The sequence below is a fragment of the Paenibacillus sp. ov031 genome, from assembly GCF_900143165.1.
Taxonomy (GTDB): Bacteria; Bacillota; Bacilli; order Paenibacillales; family Paenibacillaceae; genus Paenibacillus; species Paenibacillus marchantiae.
Genome location: NZ_FRDO01000001.1, coordinates 1,143,111 through 1,159,607 on the forward strand (window position 1 = coordinate 1,143,111; position 16,497 = coordinate 1,159,607).

A 16,497-nucleotide genomic window follows, 5' to 3' on the forward strand; every position below is an offset into this window, starting at 1 on the left:
TTCACTTTGTTGATTTGCAATCGTAGAGATTTACACTGCCCCGCTTTATTTGCAGTGGAAAGGGGTAAATCTCTTTTTTTTGCCTCAAAACCAAGTAAACATGTAAGTATTATTGATTAAATGTGAAAGGGTGTCTTTAATGTCTGGGGATATGCTTATGATCAGTGACCTGAACAAAACGTTTGTCGCCCCTGTAGGCGAAATCATTGTGTTAAACAACATTCAGCTCAAAGTTCGAAAAGGTGAATTAGTAACTATCATTGGTCCGAGCGGATGTGGGAAAAGTACTTTGCTTAAAATTGTGGCTGGCTTAGATACACAGTATACGGGAACCGTGTTGCTCAACGGCAAACCGATTGCAGGCCCCAGCATAGAGAAAGGATTCATTTTTCAGGAGCCCCGGCTATTTCCTTGGTTAACGGTGGAGAAAAACATTGCAGCCAATCTCTCTCTTAGAGATCCTGTTGTCCGCCGAAAGGTGGAGGAACTAATTGAACTGGTCCGTTTAAAAGGGTTTGAAAAATCATATCCTCGTGAATTGTCAGGAGGTATGGCACAGCGCGTCGCCATTGCCAGAGCTTTGCTGCGTAACCCGGATGTATTGTTGCTGGATGAGCCTTTTGGAGCGCTCGACGCATTTACTCGGTCTCATTTGCAGGAAGTACTGCTTGATATTTGGCAACGCAATGGAACAACAATGTTGTTTGTAACCCACGATCTCGATGAAGCCGTCTTCCTAGGGGAACGAGTCGTCATTATGAATCCGCGTCCAGGTCATATCCGGAGTATTCTCTCGATTGATTTACCTTTTCCTCGAAAAAGATCAAGCAGTGCATTTCAGGAGATGCGGAGACTGGTATTAAATGAGTTCGAAAAAGTGGATGAGCCTTTATATGATGTAGGCGGCGGTATATAGCATTGTCCAAAGGATAAGAAGAATGTACAGCATATTAAAGGGAGAGTGGTTTATATGAAAAAATCTCATCTAGTTCTTGTTATGGTGCTCGCGTTGTCTTTATTGACTATGGCTTGTGCAACCAAAAGTTCAAATGAAAACGCAAGTGGTTCAGGCAAGAGCCAAAATGTAACCGTCAAAATTGGGATTCAGGGAAGTGGGGGCTTATTCGGTAAAGCACGTGAAGAAAAATGGTTTGAACAAGAATTTGAAAAAACAGGGGCCAAAGTGGAGTGGATTGAGTTTCAGAGCGGACCGCCCATGACAGAGGCTATTGCTTCCAATAAGCTGGATATCGCCAGCCTGGGGAACATGCCAATTATCGCAGCACAAGCAGCGAATATTCCTTTCAAAATCGTATCGCAAGTTCTAGACGGAAAAAATAACGTTGCAATTATTGTACCTGCCGGTAGTACCGCCCAGTCACTTAGTGACCTGAAAGGCAAGAAGATTGCCGTGACAAAAGGAAGCAATGCATATAACTTTCTATACCGTGGCTTGGAGAAGTCCGGTTTAACAGATAAAGATTTTGAAATCATTCAGCTACAGCCCGACGAGACACAGTCTGCGTTTGAAACCGGCAGTGTGGATGCCTGGGCGACATGGGACCCTTACATTACACTTAATACCTTAACGGGAAAAGGAAAAGTGTTGTCTGACGGAGAGCAGCTTGGCGTATTGTCTCCTTCGTTTACGATCGCGGGATCTGATTTTGCAGAGGAGCATCCAGAGCTTGTTACTCTGTACTTGAAGGTAGTTAATAAAGCATTGAAGTGGGAAAGCGAGCATGAAACCGAAGCGATCGACAGATATGCAGCTGAACGTAATGTTCCTGCCAGTGTTATTAGTGGGACATTCGAACGTTCCCGGATGATTAACACGCCAGTTAATGAAGATATCGTAGATGAAATGCAGCAAACAGCGGATTTCCAATATAAAGTGAAGAACATTCGGAATCAGGTTGTGATCAAAACTATAACGGACAATCAATATATCGACGCAGCTCTCAAGGATCCACTGAAATAAACATAATGACCCCTATAGAAGAGAGGCGTTCACTACATGCAAATGCGTGCGGAAAAGGCAGTTATTCCCCCTTTAATTCAAAAGAAAAACTCGGTTAAGAGGCGAAAGCTTTACTTAAGAGCTAGCAATATGGTACTAGGGCTTATCGTTCCGGTGTCTTTGTTAATTGTGTGGGAAGTAGCCGGGGCTATGGGATATTTGAACCCGGTTCTGCTTCCAACGCCAAGCAGCATATGGAAAGAGCTTGTCAGCATGACGGAGACGGGTGAACTTGTGAGGCATTTGGGCATATCGACGTGGAGAGCTCTGCTTGGTTTTCTGATTGGAGGCGGTCTTGGTCTAAGCATGGGCTTGTGGGTCGGATTTTCTTACAAGACAGAGCGACTGTTGGACCCTTCTTTTCAAATGCTGCGGACGCTGCCGCACTTGGCCATTGCCCCCTTGTTCATTTTGTGGTTCGGTTTCGGTGAAACTTCAAAATTGCTGCTGATAGCTAAAGGCTCTTTCTTTCCACTGTATGTTAATACTTTTCTGGGTATCCGATCCGTTGACAGCAAGTTATTTGATGTAGGAAAGGTGCTGCAATTCAGCAAATGGCAGATGATCACGAAGTTAATTCTTCCAGCATCTCTGCCGAATATCTTTCTGGGGATACGTTTATCCGTCAGTGTCGCCTGGCTGGGTCTGGTCGTTGCGGAATTGATGGGTTCTAGTGCAGGCTTGGGATATCTGATCAATGATGCTAGATCGTTCTCACTCACCACCGTAGTGTTTGTGGGAATCATTGTTTTTGCTGTCGTGGGCAAACTGTCAGATTCCATCATTAAGCTTCTGGAGGCGAGAGCGCTACGGTGGCAAGACGGTTTTAAAGGAGAAGAAGCAAAATGAGCAAGCTGGAGATTGGTAAACAAACCGAACGAGCAGGAGATTGGCTGAGCAGAATTCCGGGTCGTCTTCACGGGTGGATTATTCCGTTGGCTATTCTCCTCATTTGGGAATTGGCTTCTGCCCTTCAGCTGGTTTCAGCGACCATGCTACCTGCTCCTTCCAAGATTGCAGAGCAGTTCATCCGTCTAATCTTGAACGGCGAGTTGCTGGAACATCTCGGGATCAGCTCCTATCGAGCGGGCTTGGGTTTTCTGCTTGGAACAGCTACGGGGCTCATGCTAGGCCTATCCACAGGGCTTGGAAAATTGGCGGAGCGCACACTTGACCCTTCATTACAGATGCTGCGGATGATTCCGCTCCTTTCTCTCATTCCATTATTCATTTTATGGTTTGGTGTAGGAGAGTTTTCAAAAATTCTAATGATTTCGCTAGGCGCGTTTTTTCCTGTTTATGTGAATACATTTCTCGGTATACGAAATGTTGATATGAAGCTGATTGAAGTCTCCCGGATTTACCAGTATTCAAGATGGGAGCTACTTGGCAAGCTCATTATCCCTGCGGCACTTCCTAATATTCTGCTAGGAGTGAGACTGTCTTTGGGCGCGGCGTGGCTAGTCCTTGTTGTTGCTGAAATGATGGGAACCAGTGCAGGCGTCGGCTACATGATACAGGATGCTCGTGCTTACTCACAAACGGATATTGTATTTGTCGGTATTGTAGTCTTTGCGGTTGTAGGCAAGCTCTCGGATTCGGCTGTGCGACTGCTTGAAGACAGATGGCTAAGCTGGCGAGATACGTTCAAGGGATAATCCAAAAATGGAAACAAGAAGGGAAGATATATATGGGGACTAGACAAGAGCAGCTTCATCTAGGGGCATTCATTTATTATACAGGTCATCATCACTATGGCTGGCGCCGCTCGGATTCAGGAGCTGAACAGATTTTTGATTATAAATTTTACCGATCCATCGCACAGACAGCTGAACGAGGCAAGTTTGATATGATGTTTCTGGCTGATCTTCTCTATGTAATGGGTGCTGATCAATCGGCTGCAGGGATGCTGGACCCGCTAACGCTCCTGTCGGCATTGGCTACGGATACAGAAAAGCTGGGTTTGACCGCCACGGTGTCGACTACCTATAACGAGCCGTATAACGTAGCTCGAAAATTTGCCACATTGGACCATATCAGTGAAGGACGCGCAGGATGGAACATCGTGACCTCCCAATTGGATGTTGAAGCAAATAACTATGGACGAACAGAGCATCCTGAGCATGGGCTTCGATATAAAATGGCGCGGGAATTTGTCGAAGTAGCCACTCTGCTCTGGGATAGTTGGGAAGATCACTCCTTAATTGTGGATCGGCAGGCTGGACTATTTGCGGACCCATCTAAATTAAAGGAAGTTTCATATAAAGGGCAGTGGTATTCCACCCAAGGTACGATCAATGTACCTCGTTCGCCGCAAGGATACCCTGTACTCATCCAAGCTGGATCATCCGAACCGGGACAGGATTTTGCTGCCAACTACGGTGAAGTGATTTTCACGGCCCAACAATCTCTGAACGCTGCGAAAGAGTTCTATAATAACGTCAAATCCAAACTCGCTCTATATGGGCGCGAACAAGGCAGCATGAAAATAATGCCTGGTTTATCACCGATTTTGGGTAAGACGGAGGAGGAAGCTCAGAGGAAATATCAAGAACTGCAGGAGTTGATCCCTCCGGCGGCTGCAGTTGGTATGTTATCCGGGATGCTTAAGTTTGACCTTTCGGAATATCCTGTCGAAGGCCAACTGCCCAATATTCCTGATCCCGTGGAAGCTTCCAATGGCATGAAAAGCCGGGTACAACTGATTATGGACATGGCACGAAAAGATAAGTTGTCCATTCTCGAGCTGGGTCGGAGGCTGATAGGGGCAAGAGGGCACATGCAGTTTGTCGGGACCTATGAACAACTGGCTGATTTGATGCAACAATGGTTTGAAGAATATGGTTGCGACGGATTTAATATCATGCCACCTGTTCTGCCGGGAGATTTGAATGAATTTGTGGATCATGTGGTGCCGATTCTTCAAGCACGTGGACTCTTCCGCACGGATTATACGGGCAGCACGCTTCGTGATCATCTTGGGCTGGATCGCCCGGGTATAAGTCATTTTCAAAAAGAGAAGACGTTAGATAAGACCTCCATAACAATATGAAAACAGCTGTTTCAGTCTGATTTTCAATTGCTGGTCTCCCTAATGAAGAAAGAGGAAAGAAGTCGCCTATTGGCGGCTTTTTTTCGTTTGGGACGATATAAGTTCTTGTTCCCAAATAAAAAAAATTCATTTCTTTAAAACTATTTTCGACTCTCAGCTGTCTAACATGCGAAACAACATACAAAGTAAGCTTTATTAAAAATGCGGCAATAATCAAAATATACAGTCGCAACGGGGGTGGACAAACTGAGTAAGGAAAGTACAGCACTAACTGAACAGCAGTTCAGTGATCGTCTGGAGGCATGTAAAGAAAAGCTTTATCGCTTCGCGTTCTCTTATGTGAAAAATGAACAGGAAGCCTTGGAAATTATATCTGAGGCATCTTATAAAGGCTTTCTATCTTATGAAAAAGTGAAAAGTCCTGATTATTTTGAAACCTGGATGACCCGGATCGTCATCAACTGTTCTCTGGATCACATCAGACGAAAGAAGAAATACTCGTATATGGAAGACAGTACAATACCGTTTGCAGCCGAGGAGAGTTCCATGGGGCTTGAAGAGCAATGGGATTTATACGAAGCACTTGATCACCTGCATCCCGAAGATAGGGCATTTATCGTTTTGAAATTTTTCCAAGATCAGCGATTCAAGGATATGGCGGAGGTACTGTCCCTGCCGGAAAGCACGGTGAAGACCAGGTTCTATAAGATCTTAAACAAACTCAAAAAACATCTGACCAAGGAAGAGGTTGATTTTACATGACAGGAAAAGAACGATATGAACAGATCAATATCCCATCCGGCCTTTCCGGAGTTATTCAGCAAGCCCGTCAGCGCGCACGAAACCAAAAGCGAAGAAAAATGATGATCTGGCGTAGTTCATCCCTGGTTGCTGCCTGTGCTGCGGTGATGATAACAGCTAACGTTCCAGGTGTAGCCAAGGCATTATCCGATGTACCTGTTATAGGTTCTGTCGTCAAAATTTTGCAAGTTGGTGGGGGCGGGGAGCGCACAGATGGTGTTTCGGTTACAACGACCAAAGAATCGGATACACTAAACATTAATTTTCAGATCGATGGTGAACAGATCACCTCTGCTCCATCGTATACTGTGGATCACAAAGAAGGGCCGAATCGTCTGATCTTCACCTTCAATGGGGTACGTCATCTGGATTATGACAAGTTGGAGAAGGATATTAAAGAACTTAAGAATGTAAAAGATGTCTATCAAAATATCATTTTGGATGATTCTGCGATTGGCTTTGTGGTTGAACTTAAAGATGATGTGGATTATTCCGTGTCAGAGTATCAGCAACCTGGATATATTCAGTTGAAGCTTTTTTCAGACGGGAAGACAACGCAATCGCATGAACTTTTCTTTGTACGGAGCGAAGACATGGAGCAGGGTGAAGCACTGGCTATGTTGGCTGAACAGTATTCTGCCGATGGCAGCAGCGTTGTGCAGACCCAAAATGGAAAATTCACCGTCGTTATGGGTGCCTTCGATAACCGGGCAGATGCAGAGAAACACCTGAAAGAATTTACTGACCGAGAAGAATACAGTGAACCACTGCATGTCGACAGCTGGATGAGTAATGAAAATCCGCAATAATGAAAGTGGCCTGCCTTAACGCAGGCTTCTTCTTGTAGACTTTATTATTGAAGTTCATTTCCGTTATCTTTTACGAGTCGCCCTTTTGGCGACTTTTTTTGTTGTAACTATGAGAAGTGTAAATCTGTAATCTTACATCGTTGTCAGTTTTGTGTAAGTTTGATCGATAGGAGCTGAAGTGGCCTTAATATACACTTAAATCAATTCAACGCACTACATTTACACCTTTAGGAGGCCAAACAATGAAAAGTGCATATGCGGATCTACTGAAAATATTAAGTAAAAACAAGCTATCTATTCGGTTGAGGAAATCATTCGGATGTACCGAGATACTTGGGCTGAAATAGATTTAACGCAAATTCGCAAAAATATCATAGAGATCCGCAAATTTCTACCACGTTCGACCAAACTAATGGCCGTTGTTAAAGCAAATGCATACGGCCATGGAGATATCGAGACGAGCAAAGAAGCAGTAGAGGCAGGCGCGGATTATTTAGCGTGTGCCTTCATTGAAGAAGCCATCCGCCTAAGGAATGCGGGCTTAAAACAACCGATTCTTATTTTGACTCCGATTCGTCCTGAATTTGTACCTTTGGCTCTGGAACATGATTTGATGCTTACCGTTACACAAGCGTCTTGGTTTCAGGAGATGAGAAAATACAAGCCTGTTCATACCCCGCATAAGTTATCTGTGCATGTGAAAATGGATACTGGACTTGGGCGAATCGGTATACGCACGCAAGAAGAGTGGCAAGAAATGGTTCCTTGGCTCAGAGCATCAGATGTAGTAGTCGACGGGTTCTATACCCACTTCGCGACTGCAGGTGAGGCAGACAACTGTTATCTACAGCTTCAGATTCAACGCTTCCTGGAAATGAAAGAGTGGAGCAGTATGTCACGGATTCCAATCAATCATTATCACTGTGCGGGAAGTGTGGCAGCACTTCGATTCCCGGAATTGTGCATGGATATGGCTCGAATAGGAGCTGCAATCTATGGCTTTTATCCGGAAAAATTAGTACCTAACATCCAACTAAAGCCGGCATTCAGTTTACACAGTAGACTCTTGCAAACGAAAAGATTAAAAAAAGGCGAATATGTGGGCTACAACAATGCTTATCAAACAGACTCAGATCAATGGATCGGAACAGTGCCTATCGGCTATGCCGATGGGTGGTCGCAGAGAATGCAAAATACGGAGGTGTTGGTGGAAGGGGTTCGTGCAGAAATTATAGGGAAAATCTCCATGGATCAATTGATGGTCAAGCTTCCCATGTATTTTCCGGAAGGATCAAAGGTGACCTTCATTGGCTATTCAGGTGAGCAGGAAATTCCGATTCAGGTACTAGCCAATCATATCGGTGGTGTCTCTCAAGAAATAACGAGTTCCATCACGGACAGAGTGTTACGAATTTATAAAGAAGGTGGGGAAGTTCATCATGAAATCACGTGAAGTCGTACAAAAACATATTGAAATCAGCGTAAGTAACGAAGAACGGTTTCAAGGACATTTAGTGTTAATAAATGATCAAAACCCAATCAGAAGGCAAGTACAAGTCCATCAACTAGAGTCACTGGATTCCTTGCCTTCAATAAAGAAGTTAAATAAGGAGATGCTTCTGGAGAAGCAGTGTTTCAATCAATTTCATGCTCTGCTTAAAGCTTGTGGGGGGACGGATGAAATTGTCGCCGTCAGCGCATATCGAACAAAAGAAGATCAAGTCCAGATCTATCAAGATTGTTTGATAGAACAGGGTTCGGAATATACTTCCAAATACGTTGCCTTGCCTGACCATAGTGAACACCAAACGGGGTTGGCTATCGATGTGGGTAAATTGAAATCGAATATCGATTTTATTGCTCCTTCCTTTCCGGACACGGGCATTTACAAGTCCTTCAGACAACATGCCATACAATTCGGTTTTATCCTTCGATATAAACAAGAAAAAGAATCGATCACTCGTATTGCTTATGAGCCCTGGCATTTTAGATATGTAGGATATCCCCATTCCAAAATCATGGAAGAAAACAAGCTATGTTTAGAGGAGTACATCGATTTTGTACAGCAATATCGGTTCTCTGGAGAGCAGCTTACAATTAAAGAAAAGGACATGACAATCCAGATATATTATGTTTCCGCGGATAAAGGGAGATCTAGCCATATCCCGATCTTGAGCTGTGATTCTTATCGCATATCAGGGACGAATCGTGAAGGATTCATTGTTACGACTTTCTCCAAAAATTAAGTTATAGCAATAAGGATGATTTAGATTCATATCACATTTTAGGAGGCTTTTACGATGCAGAAGAAGTCGATTGCGGTATTGTTTGGCGGATGTTCAGGGGAGTATAACGTATCTTTGAGCTCAGCCGCTTCAGTGATTGAAAATTTGGATACCGAAAAATACAATCTTGTGTTAATTGGAATTACACAGCAAGGTTCTTGGCTCAGATATAGTGGAACGGTTGAGGATATTCGCAATGATCGGTGGTATTTGCATCCGAGTTGTATCCCATCCTTTTTCTCGCCGAGTAGAGAAGTCAGAGGACTCATTGAGCTAGTTCATACGGAATATCATGTAACAACGATTGATGTTGTATTTCCAGTGCTTCACGGCAAATACGGTGAGGATGGAACCTTGCAAGGCTTATTGGAACTGTCGGGCATACCGTTTGTTGGATGTGGCATGTTATCCTCTGCTTTGTGTATGGACAAGGAACTGGCTCATAAACTGGTGCAGGCAGCAGGCATAGATACACCGAGTTCCCTTACAATACATAGGAGTGAACGGATGGAAGAAGTGCTATCAGAAGCAGAAGCACTGGGTTTCCCACTCTTTGTTAAGCCGGCTAGATCAGGATCGTCATTAGGCATATCGAAGGTGAACAATAGGCAAGAGTTGACTACCGGAATAGAACACGCTTTCATACACGACAGCAAAGTTGTCATTGAGCAAAATATTAACGGTTTTGAAGTGGGGTGTGCTGTATTGGGCAATTCTGATCCCATTATTGGTGTGATTGATGAAATTGAGCTACAAGGGCACTTCTTTGACTTCTCGGAAAAGTACTCCTTGATCAGTTCGAAGATTCACTTGCCAGCCCGCATTAATGAGGACACTGCAATGAAGGTTAAAGAGAGTGCCTTGACTATTTATAAAACGCTTGGGTGCAGAGGGTTTGCGCGAGTAGATATGTTCCTGACCACTGACGGAAGAATTGTGTTTAATGAAGTTAACACGATACCTGGTTTCACGTCGAATTCCCGCTATCCTAACATGCTCCAAGCTAGCGGCATGACTTATGCAGATATTCTTAACCAGCTCATAGAGCTTGCCATTGATGAGAACTGAGAGAGGCCAAATGGAACATAAAACTGAAAAGAAATATTTGATTACCCATTGTGTAATAATACACAATGGGTAATAGTATTATCATGAAGGAATGAAGACTAAATCTACCCTAACAGAAGGGCAGGCATTATTTAGCGATGAATAAACCAAGTTTGCGTGATATCAAAAGAGAGGCAACCACCAAAGCGCTGGCCAGCGCAGCGTTTGAACTTGCGGTTGAGCGGGGATTGGATGGATTCATTATCGATGATCTCGTTCAAAGGGCTGGGTACTCCAGAAAAACGTTTGCCAACCATTTCTCTTGTAAAGAAGAAGCGATAGCCATGGCGGCAATACTTACAACAGACCATTACGATGACGAGCCATTCAATGAAATTACACAAGAAAACATACTGCCGTTGGATGCTCTATATGTATTGATAAAGAGATCACTAACCGCAGAGTATGTTTCTAAAATGCGTCAACTCGTATCGCTTACCAAACAGTACCCGACGCTAGAACCCTATCTTCTCAGCGTGCTTTCTCGTTTGCAAGCTACGGCTCAGGAAACACTAACCGATTTATCCCAGGGACGGTATCCCCAAGGATACTCCCATCTTCTTTCGGGGGCTGTATACGGCGCTGTCCTCGCGATATTCGACGGAAGTATCAACGTGCTGCTTCCAGGGCAAGGGACAACAAATTCTCCTTGGGAGATCACGTTGGATCAATATTTGGATGACATGTTCAACTACTTGCGAACCGGATTTTAGAAAACTCCTGAAAGGATGGGGAACATGATGAGAGTTACAACTAAAATGATTGACAAACAATTAAGAGTGAAAGGCAAACTGATTGATTTATTAATGAAATCTTCTCGTGAAGAAAAGTGGCTTAACTCGATGAGGAAAATCAAAAAAAGATCGGATTCAACAGCGGGGAAAGACATCGACGGTTTACAGTGTAGTGAAGAATGGATACCACGTACAAGTGATGGCCCCAAGATACGTGTTCGAATTTATAAACCTCTACATGCCAAAGGTAATGCGCCAGGTGTTCTTTGGATACATGGAGGGGGATATGCCATGGGAAACCCGGAGCAATTCGGGGCAACCTACAAAAAATTAATTGATGCAGGGAACTGTGTAGTCGTTGCACCAGATTATCAATTATCGATTGATGCTCCCTATCCAGCAGCGTTAGATGATTGTTATGATACCCTTTTATGGATGAAAGGCCATGTGAAAGAACTTGGGATTAGAGAGGATCAACTCATGGTAGGCGGAGAAAGCGCTGGAGGTGGTCTAACCGCTGCACTTACTCTTTACGCCAGGGATAAGGGAGAAGTAAACATTGCATTTCAAATGCCGCTGTATCCCATGATCGATGATAGAATGATTACTGAATCCGCTAAGGACAATAATGCCCCCATTTGGAACTCTGATTATAATCAGTGGGCTTGGAAATTGTATCTTGGCGAATTGGTAGGGAAGGATGTACCTCCCTATGCGGCTGCTGCCCGAGCTACCGACTACAGCAATCTTCCTCCGACAGTCACTTTTGTTGGTGATTTAGAACCGTTTCGAGACGAAACGATTCAATATGTAGAAAACTTAAGAAAAGCAGGTGTACCTGTTGATTTTGAACTCTACAAAGGCTGCTATCATGGCTTTGATATCATTCAACCCAATGCAGAAGTGAGTAAAAAGGCAGTTTCAGTTTTTATTCAATCATTTAAATATGCAGTGGATCATTATTTTGCTGAGCAGACAGCGAAATAATGATATTAAAAGGCGGACATTCCATAGCATAGGAATGTCCGCCTTTTATAAACGAATTCTTGAATTATTTATCTATTCAACTTAAACCGTTGCTGCAACGTGCTTTTCACGAGCAATCTTGGTTGCATCAACCATGTTGCGCAAGGAAGCGACGGTTTCTTCGAGTCCACGAGTTTTGAGACCGCAATCCGGATTAATCCAGAACAATTTAGGGTCCAGCACACGCAAGGCGCGTTCGATCATGCTTGTCATTTCATCCACACTTGGAACACGTGGGCTATGGATATCGTATACGCCAAGTCCAATACCCAGTTTATAAGTGTTCAACTCAAAGCTGTGAATCAGTTCACCGTGACTGCGGGATGTCTCGATCGAAATAACATCGGCATCCATCGCTTCGATGGAATCAATCATGTCATGGAATTCGCAATAGCACATATGTGTGTGAATTTGAGTTGTGTCTTGAACCGTGCAAGTAGAGATACGGAAAGCTTTGACAGCCCAAGCCAGATAATCGGCTTGCTCGTTTTCCTTCAACGGCAGTCCTTCGCGAACTGCAGGCTCGTCGACCTGGATCATGCCAATACCTGCCTGCTCCAGTGCTTCGACTTCTTGTCTCAGTGCATACGCCAATTGATATGCGATATGCTCGCGCGGAATGTCTTCCCGTACAAATGACCAGTTCATGATGGTGATCGGTCCAGTCAGCATACCTTTTACAGGACGTTGTGTCTGGGACTGTGCATATTTGGTTTCTTCAACGGTCATTTCTCCGGTAAATGCAACGTCTCCGAAAATAATTGGTGGTTTTACGCAACGGGAACCGTATGATTGAACCCATCCAAATTGTGTGAAGGCAAACCCTGCAAGTTTTTCGCCAAAGAACTCTACCATGTCGGTACGCTCAAACTCACCATGTACGAGAACATCAATCTCGATCTCTTCCTGAATTTTGATCCAGATATCAATTTGATCCCGGATGAAGGCAGCATACTGCTCATTGTTCAACTCACCCTTACGCCACAATTGACGTGCTTTACGCACTTCTGCGGATTGTGGGAAGCTGCCGATAGTCGTTGTCGGGAAAAGTGGCAATTTCCATTTGTCCTGCTGCGCGATATGACGCTCGGCAAACGGACGGGAACGTTCCGGCTGTTGAACGCTGAGTGTAGCCACGGCTTCTTGAACAGCAACACGATTGCGCTCTTCAGATTGCTGGAGAGCCTGGATCGTACGATCGGAATTTTCAATTTCAGCGATGATTTCAGCGTTTCTTGAAGACAATGCTTTCGTCAACAGAACGATCTCGTCCAACTTTTCATCTGCAAACGCCAGAGCATTTTTCAGTTCGGATGTGAGTTTAGTTTCACGCTCTGTCGTTACCGGAACATGAAGCAAACTGCATGAGGATTGCACGATTAAACGTTCAGGTGTCACGAGTTCAGCCAGTTCATCCAACAGCTTCAGTTTTCCTGGCAAAGAGGCTTTCCAGATCCCACGGCCGTCAATAACCCCAGCACCCAAAACTTTATCCGCTGGGAAACCGGACGCTTGAATGGACTGAATGTTACCCGTAGCTCCATGTACAAAATCAAGTCCGATACCTTGAACCGGTAGGGCAACAATGTTGCTATAGTTCTCTACGGATTCAAAGTAGGTTTGCAGCATAATGTTCAGACCTGGTACAGCAGATGCAAACGTCTCATAAATTTTACTCAGCAGCTCTAGGTCAGCATCACTTGTTTTGGTAACGAGGATTGGCTCGTCAATCTGTACCCACTGAACTCCTTCATTTGCAAGCTCTTGAAGCACTTGTACATAGAGCGGAAGCAGGCGGTCCAGCCAAGCGTTCGTTTCGGATTTATCATATCCTTTGGACAGCTTCAGGAAGGTCAACGGTCCGACAAGAACCGGTTTTCCTTCAATACCGAGCTTCTCTTTAGCTTCGCGATAAGCAATAAGTGGTTTATTTTCCGTAAGGGCAGGGGAAGCACCGTCCAGTTCAGGCACGATATAGTGATAGTTCGTGTTAAACCATTTTGTCATTTCACTTGCTGCTGCATCTTTCGTTCCCCGTGCAATTCCGTAATAGACGGACAAAGGTACAGCGCCACCGTCATATGCAAACCGTTTTGGAACAATTCCGAACATAACGGCAGTATCCAGAATGTGATCATAGTAACTGAAATCATTGACAGGAATAAGATCGATACCTTTTTCTTGCTGCTTGCGCAGGTGATCTAACCGAATCTCCTGCAATTTTGCTTGAAAATCTGTTTCTTCGAGCTTACCTGACCAGAATGCCTCCAAGGCTTTCTTCCATTCCCGATCCGCACCAATTCGTGGATATCCCAATACACTGCTTTTTGCCATGACGTAAAACTCCTCTACAATATGTTACCAAAAAGTTATCACATATCCGGAGTTATAATGTAATTCCATTAAGTTATATCTAGCTATAGCCTATGGCTATACCAAAAAGAGGTTGAGAAAACCGCTGTCGATTCAGACTGGGTTAATCGATCGTTTTAGTATATAATGACGTTTGATTCAGAAAGGAGAGGTATCCATAATGCGCGGAATAGGGGCATTCACAGGTTCAAGGCATTTCCGATTGAATGAGGTTACTGAGGGTGTATTTGCTGCGATTGCAGTTCCCGGTACAGGTTCATTGGGCAATGCCACAATCGTTGACTTAGGCGATGAAACGCTAGTTGTGGACACATTCACGACGATACAGGCTGCAGAGGATTTGCAGGCAGCCGCTGAGTACCTCACGGGTAGAAAGGCTTCTTATGTAATCAACACGCATTGGCATAGTGACCACACATGTGGCAATCAAGTATTTGTCCCTGCAGCACAGATTATTTCCACATCGATTACTCGCGAAATTATGGATACTTTTGTTAGGAACAGGATAACGCAGCAGTTGGCAAAACCTGAAGCGATATATGATGCTATAGACGAACTCGATGAACAAATACAACGAGAGACAAACGAAAAGTTAAGACAGGAAATGCAATGGGATAATGCCAGTGACCGTGAATATATGAAGATGCTCCCCGATCTGGTATATTCATTACCGAACTTAACGTTTGATCAGCATATGACTATTCATGGCAGTAAGCGCAGTGTTGAACTTATTACTTTTGGCGGAGGTCATACTCAAAGCGATGCCCTGGTGTTTATTCCGAAAGACAGAATTGCGATAATGGGGGATCTGGTCTTATCTAAACATCATCCGGTTCTCATGTATGCTAATCCTCAGCAATGGCTGGATATTTTGAACAAAGTCGAACAGCTGGATATAGAAATCATCGTACCGGGGCATGGAGAAGTATGTTCATTGAACGCACTACATGAAGTCAAAGACTACATAACGGATCTATTGGAAATTGTGACCGATGCTGCTCAAAGAAACCAAAGCTTGGACGAAATTACTGTACCATCAGCCTATCAGGAATGGTTCTTCACTACGTATTTCAAGTCCAATTTGCAAAGCATGCATGAGTGGATCAAGAAAATTCGTAAAAGTTGAACCTGACTCGATCCGTTATTGTCCTCACATCATACTTATAGTTTTTAAGAAGTCGCCCTATAAGGCGACTTTTTGTTTTGATCCTTCTCAGCAGGTACTATTCAGGATCATGGTTGTTAAGAAGATAGACTCATAATAGAGACTCCTTAACAAATGTTGGGGAGCTTTTTTTTCGTTTTTTCAATCGTTTTTTATCTCGATTAGAAGGGACAGCTATACTTGATGCATAATAATGATAACTAGATCATTGTTGAACTGGAAAATGTGGAAAGGGTGATTTGATGGGTGTACCTACTTTTCTTGAAACAGGTCATATGACTGAAGGTTTTCCAATCAAGGTAATTCATACCGAGGAACAGTTTAATTTTGCCGCACACTGGCATGAAGAGGTTGAATTGGTTGTAGTCAATGGGAAAAGCGCGAGAATTGGCATCAATAACCATGTATTTGACCTTGAACGCGGAGATGTGCTGCTTATTAAACCGGGAGACATTCACTGTTTCTTGCCAGGTACAGATCATTTAACTATTATCCTGTTTCGGCTGGAGTTATTAACGGGAAGCTTCACAACCGAAAAAGAAACCCATGACCTGGGGGAGCTTTTCAACAAAACGACGGTCATCCCGTCCAACCTTTGTAATGAGAAAAATCTTGGGAAATATATAGATGCTTTAGCGAATGAAGAGAAAGATCAACAGGCGGGGTATCGCTGGTTAATGGTTGCCAGATTATATGATCTCATCGTTCATATGCTGCGCACAAAGGCACCGATTACAGATGAATTAACTTCAGGATGCCTTTGTACGCCTTCCAAAAAGTTTGAATTTCTTGAATCGGTCTGTGAATACCTGGAGGAGCACTACGCTGAACCCGTCAAACTGGATCAAGTCGCAGAGCACATTAAATTCAGCAAGTTTCACGTATGTAAATTGTTTAAAGAGATCAAAGGAATCACACTGATGGAATACCTGAATCATTTTCGAATAATCAAATCAGAATGGGCGTTATTGTTTCGCGACGAATCTATTCTGGATATTGCCATTGGTCATGGTTTCAACAATGTGAACTCATACAACCGTCTGTTCAAAAAATATAATGATTGTACCCCGTCCGAATTTCGCAAGAAGCATCGTACAAATATCACAACATATGAAGGATGATTCA

The 16,497-nt window shown here is 43.8% G+C and carries 15 protein-coding genes; 14 read left to right on the forward strand and 1 reads right to left on the reverse strand.

The features are described 5' to 3' along the window. The first annotated feature begins 139 nt into the window (after positions 1–139). The 12 genes from BUA17_RS04980 (at position 140) to BUA17_RS05035 (ending at position 11,795) form a co-directional block, all read left to right on the forward strand. On the forward strand, positions 140–916 hold the full coding sequence (locus tag BUA17_RS04980) for an ABC transporter ATP-binding protein (RefSeq protein WP_072732791.1): 777 nt from the start codon (positions 140–142) through the stop codon (positions 914–916). 54 nt (positions 917–970) lie between these two features. After that, on the forward strand, positions 971–1,981 hold the full coding sequence (locus BUA17_RS04985; RefSeq protein WP_064638503.1) for an aliphatic sulfonate ABC transporter substrate-binding protein: 1,011 nt from the start codon (positions 971–973) through the stop codon (positions 1,979–1,981). Positions 1,982–2,023: 42 nt separating this feature from the next. After that, the gene (locus BUA17_RS04990; protein ID WP_072733481.1) at positions 2,024–2,869 is read left to right on the forward strand and encodes an ABC transporter permease; all 846 of its coding nucleotides are present in this window, start codon (positions 2,024–2,026) and stop codon (positions 2,867–2,869) included. Continuing rightward, complete coding sequence (locus tag BUA17_RS04995; RefSeq protein WP_072732792.1) at positions 2,866–3,678, forward strand: ABC transporter permease; 813 nt, start codon at positions 2,866–2,868, stop codon at positions 3,676–3,678. The genes BUA17_RS04990 and BUA17_RS04995 overlap by 4 nt, the downstream gene beginning before the upstream one ends. Before the next feature lie 32 nt (positions 3,679–3,710). Then, positions 3,711–5,072, forward strand: a complete 1,362-nt coding sequence (locus BUA17_RS05000; RefSeq protein WP_072732793.1) for an LLM class flavin-dependent oxidoreductase — start codon at positions 3,711–3,713, stop codon at positions 5,070–5,072. 237 nt (positions 5,073–5,309) lie between these two features. Beyond that, the gene (locus BUA17_RS05005; RefSeq protein WP_072732794.1) at positions 5,310–5,834 is read left to right on the forward strand and encodes a sigma-70 family RNA polymerase sigma factor; all 525 of its coding nucleotides are present in this window, start codon (positions 5,310–5,312) and stop codon (positions 5,832–5,834) included. Beyond that, positions 5,831–6,682 carry a hypothetical protein gene (locus tag BUA17_RS05010; protein ID WP_072732795.1) on the forward strand — a complete coding sequence of 284 codons (852 nt, stop codon included), beginning with the start codon at positions 5,831–5,833 and terminating at the stop codon, positions 6,680–6,682. The genes BUA17_RS05005 and BUA17_RS05010 overlap by 4 nt, the downstream gene beginning before the upstream one ends. Positions 6,683–7,001: 319 nt before the next feature. After that, on the forward strand, positions 7,002–8,135 hold the full coding sequence (gene alr / locus BUA17_RS05015; RefSeq protein WP_072732796.1) for an alanine racemase: 1,134 nt from the start codon (positions 7,002–7,004) through the stop codon (positions 8,133–8,135). Further along, positions 8,122–8,928, forward strand: a complete 807-nt coding sequence (locus BUA17_RS05020; protein ID WP_072732797.1) for a D-alanyl-D-alanine carboxypeptidase family protein — start codon at positions 8,122–8,124, stop codon at positions 8,926–8,928. The genes alr and BUA17_RS05020 overlap by 14 nt, the downstream gene beginning before the upstream one ends. A 54-nt stretch (positions 8,929–8,982) precedes the next feature. Further along, positions 8,983–10,035: a D-alanine--D-serine ligase VanG gene (vanG, locus tag BUA17_RS05025; RefSeq protein ID WP_072732798.1), complete on the forward strand. Its 1,053-nt coding sequence runs from the start codon at positions 8,983–8,985 to the stop codon at positions 10,033–10,035. A gap of 137 nt (positions 10,036–10,172) precedes the next feature. Next, entirely contained in the window at positions 10,173–10,787 is a 615-nt protein-coding gene (locus tag BUA17_RS05030) for a TetR/AcrR family transcriptional regulator (protein WP_072732799.1), read from the forward strand. Positions 10,788–10,811: 24 nt separating this feature from the next. Then, positions 10,812–11,795, forward strand: coding sequence for an alpha/beta hydrolase (locus BUA17_RS05035; RefSeq protein WP_244552071.1), 984 nt, complete (start codon positions 10,812–10,814; stop codon positions 11,793–11,795). An 81-nt stretch (positions 11,796–11,876) separates the two neighbouring features. Here the strand turns inward: BUA17_RS05035 and metE are convergent, their stop codons facing one another. Continuing rightward, positions 11,877–14,168 carry a 5-methyltetrahydropteroyltriglutamate--homocysteine S-methyltransferase gene (gene metE / locus BUA17_RS05040; RefSeq protein ID WP_072732800.1) on the reverse strand — a complete coding sequence of 764 codons (2,292 nt, stop codon included), beginning with the start codon at positions 14,166–14,168 and terminating at the stop codon, positions 11,877–11,879. Positions 14,169–14,367: 199 nt separating this feature from the next. Here metE and BUA17_RS05045 point away from each other — a divergent pair, with 199 nt between their 5' ends. Beyond that, positions 14,368–15,333 carry an MBL fold metallo-hydrolase gene (locus tag BUA17_RS05045; RefSeq protein WP_072732801.1) on the forward strand — a complete coding sequence of 322 codons (966 nt, stop codon included), beginning with the start codon at positions 14,368–14,370 and terminating at the stop codon, positions 15,331–15,333. A gap of 281 nt (positions 15,334–15,614) precedes the next feature. Continuing rightward, a complete protein-coding gene (locus tag BUA17_RS05050; protein ID WP_063565080.1) occupies positions 15,615–16,493 on the forward strand; it encodes an AraC family transcriptional regulator in 879 nt (292 codons plus the stop codon). The last annotated feature ends 4 nt before the right edge of the window (positions 16,494–16,497 follow it).

Bases quoted from the DNA above. Each gene is read 5' to 3' on its own strand.
- BUA17_RS04980 (WP_072732791.1), top strand. From the start codon at position 140: ATGTCTGGGGATATGCTTATGATCAGTGACCTGAACAAAACGTTTGTC.
- BUA17_RS04985 (WP_064638503.1), top strand. From the start codon at position 971: ATGAAAAAATCTCATCTAGTTCTTGTTATGGTGCTCGCGTTGTCTTTA.
- BUA17_RS04990 (WP_072733481.1), top strand. From the start codon at position 2,024: ATGCGTGCGGAAAAGGCAGTTATTCCCCCTTTAATTCAAAAGAAAAAC.
- BUA17_RS04995 (WP_072732792.1), top strand. From the start codon at position 2,866: ATGAGCAAGCTGGAGATTGGTAAACAAACCGAACGAGCAGGAGATTGG.
- BUA17_RS05000 (WP_072732793.1), top strand. From the start codon at position 3,711: ATGGGGACTAGACAAGAGCAGCTTCATCTAGGGGCATTCATTTATTAT.
- BUA17_RS05010 (WP_072732795.1), top strand. From the start codon at position 5,831: ATGACAGGAAAAGAACGATATGAACAGATCAATATCCCATCCGGCCTT.
- alr (WP_072732796.1), top strand. From the start codon at position 7,002: ATGTACCGAGATACTTGGGCTGAAATAGATTTAACGCAAATTCGCAAA.
- BUA17_RS05020 (WP_072732797.1), top strand. From the start codon at position 8,122: ATGAAATCACGTGAAGTCGTACAAAAACATATTGAAATCAGCGTAAGT.
- vanG (WP_072732798.1), top strand. From the start codon at position 8,983: ATGCAGAAGAAGTCGATTGCGGTATTGTTTGGCGGATGTTCAGGGGAG.
- BUA17_RS05030 (WP_072732799.1), top strand. From the start codon at position 10,173: ATGAATAAACCAAGTTTGCGTGATATCAAAAGAGAGGCAACCACCAAA.
- BUA17_RS05035 (WP_244552071.1), top strand. From the start codon at position 10,812: ATGATGAGAGTTACAACTAAAATGATTGACAAACAATTAAGAGTGAAA.
- metE (WP_072732800.1), bottom strand. From the start codon at position 14,168: ATGGCAAAAAGCAGTGTATTGGGATATCCACGAATTGGTGCGGATCGG.
- BUA17_RS05045 (WP_072732801.1), top strand. From the start codon at position 14,368: ATGCGCGGAATAGGGGCATTCACAGGTTCAAGGCATTTCCGATTGAAT.
- BUA17_RS05050 (WP_063565080.1), top strand. From the start codon at position 15,615: ATGGGTGTACCTACTTTTCTTGAAACAGGTCATATGACTGAAGGTTTT.